The sequence below is a fragment of the Rhizobium sp. PP-CC-3G-465 genome, from assembly GCF_004343445.1.
GTDB lineage: Bacteria > Pseudomonadota > Alphaproteobacteria > Rhizobiales > Rhizobiaceae > Ferranicluibacter > Ferranicluibacter rubi.
In genome coordinates this window covers 1-10,729 of the sequence record NZ_SLYH01000032.1, presented here as the reverse complement: position 1 = coordinate 10,729, position 10,729 = coordinate 1, and the positions used below count along the sequence as shown (strand labels likewise).

At 59.3% G+C, this 10,729-nt stretch carries 13 protein-coding genes; 7 read left to right on the top strand and 6 right to left on the bottom strand.

The genetic code is table 11. The features are described from left to right. Positions 1-112 precede the first annotated feature (112 nt). Together C8J33_RS26195 and C8J33_RS26190 are read right to left on the bottom strand one after the other, a co-directional pair. Positions 113-1,003, bottom strand: a complete 891-nt coding sequence (locus tag C8J33_RS26195) for an NAD-dependent epimerase/dehydratase family protein (RefSeq protein WP_110808471.1) — start codon at positions 1,001-1,003, stop codon at positions 113-115. 57 nt (positions 1,004-1,060) lie between these two features. Next, complete coding sequence (locus tag C8J33_RS26190; protein WP_207904071.1) at positions 1,061-1,459, bottom strand: hypothetical protein; 399 nt, start codon at positions 1,457-1,459, stop codon at positions 1,061-1,063. A gap of 161 nt (positions 1,460-1,620) precedes the next feature. Between C8J33_RS26190 and C8J33_RS26185 the strand changes: the two genes are divergently transcribed. Together C8J33_RS26185 and C8J33_RS26180 are read left to right on the top strand one after the other, a co-directional pair. Next, the gene (locus C8J33_RS26185; RefSeq protein ID WP_110808472.1) at positions 1,621-2,694 is read left to right on the top strand and encodes a bifunctional transcriptional activator/DNA repair enzyme AdaA; all 1,074 of its coding nucleotides are present in this window, start codon (positions 1,621-1,623) and stop codon (positions 2,692-2,694) included. Continuing rightward, positions 2,691-3,464 carry an isocitrate lyase/PEP mutase family protein gene (locus C8J33_RS26180; RefSeq protein WP_110808473.1) on the top strand — a complete coding sequence of 258 codons (774 nt, stop codon included), beginning with the start codon at positions 2,691-2,693 and terminating at the stop codon, positions 3,462-3,464. Before C8J33_RS26185 ends, C8J33_RS26180 begins: the two co-directional genes overlap by 4 nt. 26 nt (positions 3,465-3,490) lie before the next feature. On the opposite strand, the gene C8J33_RS26175 is transcribed toward C8J33_RS26180, so the two are convergent. Further along, positions 3,491-4,378, bottom strand: coding sequence for a LysR substrate-binding domain-containing protein (locus tag C8J33_RS26175; RefSeq protein ID WP_132665872.1), 888 nt, complete (start codon positions 4,376-4,378; stop codon positions 3,491-3,493). Between the two features lie 79 nt (positions 4,379-4,457). Between C8J33_RS26175 and C8J33_RS26170 the strand changes: the two genes are divergently transcribed. Continuing rightward, complete coding sequence (locus C8J33_RS26170; protein WP_110808478.1) at positions 4,458-5,630, top strand: MFS transporter; 1,173 nt, start codon at positions 4,458-4,460, stop codon at positions 5,628-5,630. Between the two features lie 25 nt (positions 5,631-5,655). Here the strand turns inward: C8J33_RS26170 and C8J33_RS26165 are convergent, their stop codons facing one another. Then, positions 5,656-6,663, bottom strand: a complete 1,008-nt coding sequence (locus C8J33_RS26165) for a threonine ammonia-lyase (protein ID WP_181427241.1) — start codon at positions 6,661-6,663, stop codon at positions 5,656-5,658. Next, entirely contained in the window at positions 6,663-7,304 is a 642-nt protein-coding gene (locus tag C8J33_RS26160; protein ID WP_110808475.1) for a helix-turn-helix transcriptional regulator, read from the bottom strand. The genes C8J33_RS26165 and C8J33_RS26160 overlap by 1 nt, the downstream gene beginning before the upstream one ends. 63 nt (positions 7,305-7,367) lie before the next feature. On the opposite strand from C8J33_RS26160, the gene C8J33_RS27430 reads away from it, so the two are divergent. The 3 genes from C8J33_RS27430 to C8J33_RS26150 are packed head-to-tail and all read left to right on the top strand — an operon-like array spanning position 7,368 to position 9,275. Continuing rightward, positions 7,368-7,544: a hypothetical protein gene (locus C8J33_RS27430; RefSeq protein WP_207904070.1), complete on the top strand. Its 177-nt coding sequence runs from the start codon at positions 7,368-7,370 to the stop codon at positions 7,542-7,544. Positions 7,545-7,548: 4 nt separating this feature from the next. Continuing rightward, the gene (locus tag C8J33_RS26155; protein WP_207904072.1) at positions 7,549-8,367 is read left to right on the top strand and encodes a pyridoxal-phosphate dependent enzyme; all 819 of its coding nucleotides are present in this window, start codon (positions 7,549-7,551) and stop codon (positions 8,365-8,367) included. Beyond that, on the top strand, positions 8,364-9,275 hold the full coding sequence (locus C8J33_RS26150) for an arginase family protein (protein WP_110808476.1): 912 nt from the start codon (positions 8,364-8,366) through the stop codon (positions 9,273-9,275). Before C8J33_RS26155 ends, C8J33_RS26150 begins: the two co-directional genes overlap by 4 nt. A 110-nt stretch (positions 9,276-9,385) precedes the next feature. On the opposite strand, the gene C8J33_RS26145 is transcribed toward C8J33_RS26150, so the two are convergent. After that, positions 9,386-10,135 (bottom strand): SDR family oxidoreductase, encoded by a 750-nt coding sequence (locus C8J33_RS26145; protein WP_132665871.1) that lies wholly within the window; start codon positions 10,133-10,135, stop codon positions 9,386-9,388. Positions 10,136-10,225: 90 nt separating this feature from the next. On the opposite strand from C8J33_RS26145, the gene C8J33_RS26140 reads away from it, so the two are divergent. Further along, the gene (locus C8J33_RS26140; protein ID WP_132665870.1) at positions 10,226-10,594 is read left to right on the top strand and encodes a winged helix-turn-helix transcriptional regulator; all 369 of its coding nucleotides are present in this window, start codon (positions 10,226-10,228) and stop codon (positions 10,592-10,594) included. Positions 10,595-10,729 lie beyond the last annotated feature (135 nt).

Here is a 10,729-nt window from a genome sequence, read left to right as displayed (position 1 = left end):
AGTGCCTACGTCGAGAATTTACGAACCCGTTTCGCCTGAAGAGATGGTGGTATCTTGGAAGTGGCACCAGCCCGACTACTTTTCAGACAGTCTGCAGGAGTTTCGCGGCAATCTACTCGGATTTCCTGCTAATATCCGAACCGGGAGGCAACACTTCCAGGCTACTCCGGTCCATTTGGGCCAAAACCTCGTCAAAGCCGAAACGTGGATGCCACTCAAGCTCGTTCTCTGCCCGTGCGGAATGATAGATGCGATCGATGGAAGCCGGTAGGCTCCATCCCCTGCGTGTGAACTCTGCGGCAAGGGTTGGTGCTCTTAGCGTGATAATAGAAGCTGCATCGGTCGCGAGGTATTTGCAGTCCGCTTTTGTGAAGGGAGTTGCGGCTGAAACGATATAGCGACGGAACTGTGCATCCCCATTCGTCAGTGCTGATAGGTGGGCATCGGCAACGTCGCGAACATCCACACCGCGATGCAGCCGGTACGCCGCCATCACCTCGCCAGGTTCCGGAAAGCTCCGCGACATGCGCAGGACACGTACGGCCAACTCGGGACCGGCCATCTCTTCCAGAACGCGCTCGGCTTCGAGCTTTGTTCGGTAATAGATGCTCTTGGGTTGAGCCGGCGTATCTTCGTCGATCCATGTACAGGATGCGGGAGAAACGGCGTACCCGTACAAGGCTGTCGTGCTGGTGAAGACAAGCCGTTTCACGCCCGCTGCAATAGCCGCCTCTGCGACAAGACGGGTTCCACCCACGTTGACGCGACGAAATTCCTCGTCTGGGATGGAGCCGACATGCGGCGCATGAAGCGCAGCCACATGGATTACTGCATCCGCGCCCTCAAATGCAGATCGTAAGAGCGTTTCATTGGCGAAGTCCGCGACCAGATGGGTGGTCGAAAAGGGCGAACGATCGATTCCGACGACATCGTGTTTCCCAGCCAAGGCGCTGAAGATAGCGCGGCCAACCCGCCCGGAGCTACCAGTAAGAACGATCCGCATGTGCCGTTTTCCGAAATTCCTTCAAATGATAACCCGATTTTTGCAAATTATCTAAAATCAGGACTTTCGCGACGTTGCTTGATTGATATCGGCCTCGGTCATCACGTAGGATTTGCCCGGGGCGGTCTCTGCGCGCAGCGCTTCAACCGCCTCGTCGCTCATGATGACCACTGATTTCAGGCTGGCCGCGATCCTGGCGATAATGTCTGCACGCGGTCCGCTTCTCCAAGCATCACTTTTATAGAAAACCTCTTGCGAGGTTTCGAGTTGATCCAGATCAGCATAGGCCCTGATCAGATAGTAGGCGTCTGAATCGTGCGCAGACTTTCCGTAAGACACCACGTCCATACCAATGCTCCGGTGCAGCGGCACGCTCACTGTCTGCATGATGGTGTGAAATTCGTCGCCAGTTCCGGGTTGCAACGTGTAAAGTAGTATTTCGACGGCCTTCGTCACTTCGCGGCTCTCCTATTGACCCTTGTCATATCCACTGCGCCATCTTCAAATACAAGCTGTCGCGAATGTTAGCCCGCCGGCGTAAGCTCACCCTTCCTTAAAAGAGAAATAGACGCCCGGAAATCGGCGGCTCATGGCAGGGGGAAGCTGTAGAAGAGAGCATGTTATTCGACCTTCCCGACCAGCCAACCCTTTATGCCGCCCTGCTCGCCCGCGACGAGCGCTACGACGGGCAGGCGTTCGTCTGCGTCTCCTCAACCGGCGTTTTCTGTCGTCTGACCTGTCCAGCTCGCAAGCCCAAGGCTGAGAACTGCACCTTCTATCCCACAATCGGCGACTGCATCGAGGCCGGGTTCCGTGCCTGCAAGCGGTGCCATCCCTTGCAGGCCGCGGCATCCGCCGATCCGACGATCGGCGCGCTTCTGCACGCGCTGGACGAACGACCGGACCTGCGTTGGTCCGAGCAGCATATCGAGCAGTTCGGCTACGACCTGTCCACGGTGCGCCGAAGCTTCAAACGGCAGTTCGGTATGACCTTCCTCGAGATGGCGCGTCAGCGGCGCATCCGTGAGGGATTCGAGACGTTGGCCATTGGCGGCAAAGTCATTGCGGCTCAGCACGAAGCGAGCTTCGAGTCCTCCAGCGCCTTCCGCGCCGCGTTCGCGCGGTTGCTGGGCTGCGCGCCGGGGGATCTACGGACCGACCGGCTTTTGAGGGCCACGTGGATACCAACACCCCTTGGCGACATGATCGCAGTCGGCAGCCGTCAGCATCTGCACTTGTTGGAGTTCGTGGACCGGAAGAGTCTGCCATCGGAACTGAAACGGTTGCAGGCGGGAACACAAGGACCCATCGGGGTCGGTGTAACGCCGCCAGCCGAGCAAGCGGCTGGCGAACTCATAGCCTATTTCGCGGCTCAATCTAACCGGTTCGAGACGCCGCTGGCCTTGTCCGGGAGTGCCTTCACGAGACAGGTCTGGGACGCGCTCCGCGAAATCCCCGCTGGCGAGACGCGGTCCTACAGCGATATCGCACGCCGGATCGGCCGACCCAGCGCAACAAGAGCGGTGGCTCGGGCGAATGGAGCCAACCAGATCGCCCTCATGATTCCCTGCCATCGTGTGATTGGGGCGGATGGAGCTTTGACCGGCTATGGCGGCGGGCTCTGGCGCAAACAGCGACTGATCGAGATCGAACGCCAGCTCAAGACCATTGGACAGGAGACAATCCGTTGAACTTGACCATCGAAAAAGCGCAGAACTTCCGTCGCCTCCACGTTCGGAACGATCCGCTCGTCCTCTACAACGTCTGGGACGCCGGCAGCGCGGTGGCCGTTGCCCGCTCGGGGACACAGGCGATCGCCACCGGGAGTTGGTCGGTCGCTGCGGCTCAAGGCTATGCTGACGGCGAAGAGATGCCGTTGGGTGATGCGCTGATGGTCGTCGGACGGATCGTGCGCAGCGTCGATCTGCCCGTTTCCGTGGACTTCGAAAGCGGCTATGCCGCCGATCCGGCCTTGGTCGCGGCGAACGTCGGGAAACTGCTCGCTCTTGGCGTTGTCGGCCTGAATTTCGAGGATCAGGTCGTGGGTGGTCCAGGTCTTTACGCCATTCGCGAACAGGCCGAGCGGTTGCTGGCTGTCAGACGTGCTGCCGATGACGTTGGGGTTCCCGCGTTCGTCAATGCCCGAACCGATGTGTTCTTGAAGGCCGGACCCGACGCCGATCATGGCGGACTGCTGAACGAGGCGCTGCAACGCGAGAAGGCCTACTCCGAAGCCGGCGCGGACGGGTTCTTTGTTCCTGGACTGGTCGATACGGGTCTCATTCGGCAACTGTGCGAACGGGCGACGCTACCGATCAACGTCATGGCACCGGACAACCCCGAACGGGTCCGCGAGCTGGCCAAGCTTGGCGTCTCCCGGATCAGCCTTGGTCCTGCTCCATTCATCAGCCTGACGGCCGAGTTGGAGCGCCGCGCAAAAATTTACGTCCGATCGGCTTAAATTCAGTTGGGCGTGAAATTCAGGAATTACGCGACTCCCGCCTCTCGCATTATCCAATGGCGGAAAGCTGCGATCTTCGGAACATTCATCCGATCAGGACGGGTAACAACGAAATAGCCTGCCGGCGTCGGCACTGGCGCATCGATCGCCAGCATGAGCCGACCGGCCACCAACGCGCTGGCGGCATAGACATTGCGAACGATCGCCAGGCCCTGCCCGGCAATGGCCCCTTGGACCAACAGTGCGTCGTCGGCATAACTCGGACCCTTCACAGCACTTTGGGACGCTTTCACGCCGTTCGCCTCAAGCCAGATCGACCAATCCGTGCGGTCCCGGTCCTGCAAGAGCGGGTAGCGAAGGCAGTCGGCAGGCGAAGGCACCGGTCCGTCTGTCAGCAGGTTAGGACTTCCGATCGCAATGAGTTGCGGAGAGAACAGCCGAATAGCATCGAGGCCGGGATAGCTTCCGGAACCATGCCTCACTGCCACGTCTGTCGAACCGCCGCTCAAATCCGCGAGCTGGACCGACGTTTCAATCTGGACCTCGATCCTGGGATGCTCAGCCGTGAAGCGGCCCAGGCGCGATGCCAGCCAGCACGCCGCGAAGGACGGCACGGTGCTAATGACAAGCGTTTCCGGTCCTGGTCGCCGGCCGTCAAAGAGCTGCACGGCGTCGTCGATCTGCTCGAACGCCGGCGCGATCTTGGCATAAAGGCGCAGACCGTCCGTTGAAAGCCGCACCTCCCGGGTTCCTCGATCTAAAAGCCTGACGCCGAAATGCGTCTCCAACGCCTTAATCTGCTGGCTGACAGCGCCCGGTGTCACGTTAAGTTCTCCGGCAGCACGTTTGATGCTGCCTTGCCTGCCGACTTCGACAAAAGATCGCAACCCGCCAAATGATACAGAAAGCGTCATTCTTACAGCTTAGATAAACTAAAGCATTCGGCAAGAGATATCGTTTGTCTGCCGTCAGGTGTTCTGTTTGCCTGCGGGCATGAAAAATCCCTCTGTTCTACAATCCGCAATCCTGTCGAACACTCTGGTACGCGTGCTGGCGGTCGCGGCAGGCGCTGCCGTCGCCAACAGCTATTACAATCAGGCGTTCCTCGGGCATCTCACGGCAGATTTCGGATTGGCGGCTGGCACGGCCGCCATCATTCCCGTGCTCACGCAAGCAGGCAACGCGGTCGGGGTGCTGTTCTTGGCTCCGCTTGGAGATCGGCTGGAACGGAAATCTCTCATCCTCGTCACCATCGCAGCACTGGTCGTTGCGCTGATCGGCGCGGCGCTTTCGCCCAACTTCGTCTGGCTTGCCCTCGCCAGCGTCGCGGTCGGACTATTCGCCACGGTCGCGCAACAGATTGTCCCGCTCGCTGTCCATCTGGCCCCGGCTGCGGAACGTGGCCGTATCCTCGGCACGGTGACGGGCGGCATCCTGATCGGCATCCTTCTGGCCCGAACAGTCAGCGGCACGATTTCCGACCTATGGGGCTGGCCCATCGTGTTCTGGTTCGCCGCCGCTCTCATGATGGGGATTGGTGTTTTCCTAGCGATCCGTCTACCGCGCGTCCCGCCTACAACGGACTTGAGCTATCCCCGGCTGCTCGCCTCGCTCTGGGCGTTGGTACGGACGCATCGTGTTCTCCGGCAGGCGGTCGTCGTGCAATTCCTGATCTTCGCGGCCTTCATAGCCTTCTGGTCCAATCTCGCGCTCCTGCTGCTGGAGCCCGCCTATCAGCTCGGCGGTACGGCGGTCGGGCTGCTTGCTCTCGTTGGGGTCGCGGGTGCGCTCGCCGCTCCGATAGCGGGCAGCTTCGCGGATCGGCGCGGACCGGCCGTGGTTGTCTCGATCGGCGCGGGCCTCGTTGTCGTCGCCTTCACCATCTTTGGGTTCTGGCAAGGCTCTCTGGTCGGCCTCATCATCGGCATTCTGGTGATGGACCTTGCCGTGCAGTCCTCACAGGTTGCCAACCAGGCGCGAGTCTATGCACTCGATCCGACCGCGCGCAGCCGGCTCAACACGGTGTTCATGGCGACGATGCTGCTCGGTGGCGCGGTCGGGGCCGGCCTCGGTGGTGCAGCCTATGCGGCGTGGGGCTGGACCGGCACATGCACCTTTGGTGCGATCTCGGGCGGCTTGGCGCTGCTGCTGTCTCGCAGAATCTAGGATTTTTGCGAATCAAAGGTCTCAGCTAGCTGAACAACGTTGGCACAAGTGGGTACCCGCGCTCATGGAGCTTTGCATAGCTTGCAGCGTCAATGTTTGAGCCGCATACGATCATTGCCATGCGCTTTCCACTGAGACGCTGGCGAAGCGGACCCAATGCTCCTGCCATCGCGGCGGCCGCGGCCGGTTCGACAGCCAGTCGCGCTTGTTCCTGCATGATGACAAGAGCAGCGCAGAGATCGTCATCCGAGATCGTAACGACATCATCGACATATCTTGCGATCAGTGACAGGCTGAACGGGAGCGACATGGGCGGTGCAAGGCTATCTGCGATCGTGTCCGACTTCTCGATCGTGACCGGCCCATTGGCTGCAAGACCCCGAGATACGGCATTGGCTCCCTTCGGCTCAACGCCATAGACCAGGCAGCGTGGGTTCAGCTGCTTGACCACCGCGGCGACGCCACTGATCAAACCTCCGCCTCCCACGGCAACCACGACGGCATCCAGGTCGATTACGTCCGCCATGAGTTCGAGACCGACGCCAGCAGTTCCCAACGTGGTTTCGGCTCCTTCGAACGGGTGGACGAAGGTAAAACCTTCTTCGCGCATCAATCGTTCAGCTTCGGCGAATGTGGCCGGTCCTCCATCTGCGAGGACAACCTCGGCCCCCTCGCTCCGGGCTCGTTCCACGCGAAAGGGATTGGCCGTGGATTGCATGACGACCTTGGCGGGCACCCCCATCTGCCGTGCGGCCCACGCAACGGCAATAGCGTGGTTGCCGGCACTTGCGCCGGTAAGGCCGCGTTGCAGCTCTTCTCTTGGAATGGAATGCGCGACCGACAAAGCCCCGCGCGCCTTGAATGTCCCGGTATGCTGGAAGGCTTCGAGTTTCAGGTAGATATTCGCCTGATCGAGCACCCGCTTCACCGAAGAGGAAACCAACTCGACCGATGGCGTTCGGACGATCGAACTGGCGAGCTCGCGATGACGGCTACGCATCCTGTCGAGCGTGATGTCTGCCGGATTATCCATCAATCGATTTTCTCGGGTTGCAGGGCGTCCTTCTTCAAATCCGCCAGCTCGTTGTAAATGGTAGCTCTGCTGACGTTGATGAGACGGGCGATGTAAATGACGGAGCGAGGCGCTTCAAAGCCACCGCTTTCGTAGATCGCGGCAATCAGGCTCCGGCGCTGATGTCGATCCAGCGAAGTCGGATTGACCTTCCTTGCTCTCGACCATTCCGCGACAAACCGGTTCAGGGTCTCGTGCCAATCCTGGCGGAATAGAGCCGGGGTCGTGGCAACGGTCACCGGATTGATGGGTGTCATCATCATCTCCAGCATATCGCGCATGGCCTCAAAGCGCGACACGTCCACATTGATGCAAAGCATGGAAGCAGGCTGTCCTGGAAGCGGAACCGAGATCGAGCGCAGGCGCTTCCCGTCCCAGTTCGTCTTTTCGTAAGGACCGAAATACCCCGACTGAGAGGGCGGTCCGAGATCCCTCAAACCTGACGGGTCACCGGGCTCCCGGGGCGACATCGGCGCTGCGACATAAGCCAGCGTGTCGCTCTCCATGTCGTGGATTGCGACTTCAACCAGCGGGGCCAGCAGCGTCGCGAGAGCATCGGCCAACGGCTGGTATGGATGAAACGCTGACGTACGACGGTTCATTCTTGACTCCCATTCTTAGACAGAATGTCTATAATAGACTTCTGTGCAAATCAAGGAGGCATCATGACCACCGCTCTTTTCGAGGCTATCCAGGCTGCGTCGCAGAACCGTTCGCCGGATGTGCTACGCACCCCATTGCAGCCAAGCGTGGGGCTATCCAACCATCTCGGCTGCAATGTCCTTCTGAAAGCGGAGCACCTCCAGACCACCTGGGTCGTTCAAATACCGTGGAGCCTCTAACAAGATCCGGCTCCTGTCTCCGGGCGAGCGAGAGCGAGGCGTCGTAACGGCATCGACGGGTAATCACGGACATGCCGTCGCATTGGCTGCTCGCAAGGCAGGCGTGCCGGTTTCTGTTTTTGCTGCGAAGAAAACGGCCCCTTCCAAGCTTGCCGCCATCCGGGCGCATGGTGCCGATCTTCACGTCATTGATGGCGTGGAACTGGAAGCTGAGTTGAGCGCCAGAGCCGAAGCCGATCGCTCGGGGCGCTGCTATATCTCACCCTATAACGACATGGACGTGATGGCGGGACAGGGGACGCTGGGGATCGAACTGGCCGAAGCAGGTCATCGGCTCGATGCGGTCTTCGTTTCCGTTGGCGGCGGCGGCCTCATCGGGGGGATCGGCACGGCGCTCTCCCACCTGTCGCCATCGACGCAGATCATCGGCTGCTGGCCTGAAAACTCCCCGGTCCTTCTCCGCGCCTTGGAGGCCGGCTTTATCCACGACGTTCCCGAGAGCGAAACGATTTCGGACGGCACGGCAGGCGCGCTCGAACCGGGAACCGTGACGCTTCCCGTTTGTGCCGAGGTCATCGACCAGTATGTGACCGTCAGCGAAGGCCTCATCAAGTCGGCCATGTGGGCGCTCGCAGACCATGAACACTGGATGGTGGAGGGGGCCGCCGGCGTCGCGCTGGCGGGACTCGCGGCCTTGAAGGCAGAGATGGAAGGCAAGACGGTCGCGGTCATTCTGTGCGGACGAAACATTGGCGCCGACACGTTCGCGTCAGCGCTTGCGCAGAGGCCGCAGGCACCTTTCATGAAAGCCGTCGAGAAGTGACCACCTTGTCTTCCTTTCTCGGCTTTCCCGATCGCCTCACTAACGGTTCCACACCCCGTGCGGTGATCTTCGGAGTTGGTCACGGCAGCACATATCCCGGCAAGGACAGTAGCGGCCATGCATTGGCCGCCGACGCGATCCGCGCTGCGAGCCAGGATGATGCCACGCTCATCGAGCATTGGGATTTCGATCTCGCCGGACCGCTCTTCGGCGGTAACCCTGTCTGCTGCGTCGATGCCGGCAACATTCCGACCATCATGTATGACAACGAAGGCAACCGCACTCGGATCGAGGCGAGGACGCGCGAAGTCTTGGCATTGCCAAGCATTCCGATTCTTCTCGGTGGCGACTGTTCTACAACCATTCCCTTCCTCGCCGGCTTTGCGAATGAGATGCCGGTCTGGGTTTTACAGATCGACGCCCATATCGACTGGCGCGACGAGGTGCACGGCGAGCACTACGGTTATTCGAGCCCTATGCGCCGGGCGAGCGAGATGGCGCATGTCGCCGGCATTGTGCAGGTTGGCCTTCGAAGTGTAGGCAGCGCACGCCCCGACGACATTAATGCCGCACAGCGCTATGGTAGCCGCTTCGTGACCGCGAGGGAAATCCACGGCCAAGGTGTAGACGCTGCTCTCCGACATATTCCGGAAGGCGTAAGGGTCGTCGTTACCCTCGACTGCGACAGCCTCGATCCCACCACTATGCCAGGTGTGGCAGCACGTACGCCAGGCGGCCTTACTTATACGCAGGTCATCGACCTCATCGCGGGTCTCGGCAAGCAGGCAAGGATTGCAGGATTTAATCTTGTCGAGCTTTATCCCCCTGCCGACATTGACAGCCTATCGGCGTTGACCGCATCTCGCCTTCTCGTCAATGCAATCGGCACCATCGTCAGACAGACTTGAACTTCAGTTTCCCATAAGTCCCGATTTCCCTCTCAGATGATCTGCCGACTTTTGCAGCGTCGCAAAGTTACAACTTCCGCGACTGGTCCTTTTTTTCTCATGACTATTGTTCAGATATTTCCTACGCCGCCATCAACCAGTAATTCCGAACCGACGACAAATCCGGATTCGTCAGACGCAAGAAATACTGCCGCCTTCGCAAGCTCCCAGGTCGTTCCCAAGCGACCGATCGGGACAAGACTCCGGATTTCCTGTCGCAACGCATCTTCTTCGGCCTGCGGCAATCCCAATTTCGTCAGCGCCGGTGTCTCCGTTGGGCCGGGAATCAGTCCATTGACGCGAATTCCCTGTTTGATCAGTTCACCCGACAATGTGCGCGCCAAGGAAACAAGGGCTGCCTTGCTCGCGGCATAGACGCTGCTTTGTGGCAAACCGATATGCGCGCTGATCGACCCACACAGAATGATCGATGAGGGATTTGCCAACAACGGCAACAAGCTCTGGATCAGAAAGAACGGGCCTTTGAGATTTGTCGCCATGAGTTGGTCGTAAGCAGCTTCGTCCCAATCCTTGACAGGGCGATGCGTCACATCGCCAGCATTGATGTAAAGTACATCCAGCCGAGGCCAATGCTGCTCCAGCTCTGTATACAGCCTGCGTTGAGCGGCGATGTCACCTGCATCGCTCTGAATCGATAGGACCGATGCACCCAAGGCGCGCTCGGCAGCATCCAGACCGACCCGGCTTCTGCCGGTAATGGCTACAGTCGCACCTTCGGCCAGAAACTGGCGCGCGGTTTCCAAGCCTATACCGCTCGTTGCTCCGGTGATTAGCGCGTATTTACCCTTCATGCGTGGCATTTTCTTTCCCTTCACGAACATGGAAAAGGTTTGCCATCATTAGTACCGTATGGATAGTAGGCACCGATTCGGTACTAAAGGAAAATTCGCATGCTGGATGAGCAGAATCTTTTACGGAGAAAAAGCGAAGCGGTTGCACCAGCCCAACCATGTCCGATGGTCGACTTTGTCAATCTGGTCTCAGGAAAATGGGCTATCCCTATCTTGTATAGGCTCATCGTAACCGATGGCCCGATACGCTTTGGCGATTTTCAGCGCGCAGTTGCGCCAATCACCCAAAAGGAACTTACTCGCCAGCTCCGCTTGTTCGAGCACCGTGGCTTGGTCGTGCGAACAATCTATCCGGAGATGCCGCCTCGGGTGGAATATGAAGTTACAGAACTCGGAGCGACGCTGCGCAGTACCTTGGACTCTTTGGCCCACTGGATGCGCACAAGCGGGTCTCAACTGAGAACCTGATAACGCTCATCCATACAGAAACACGCCCTGTCGCAAAATTCCCGACATTTGCTCGATATCTTAATTCGACTTTTGCAGCGCTGCAAAATTAGGATTTCCGCGAACGAGCCGTTCAAAGTCGCGCGACCAAGTGCG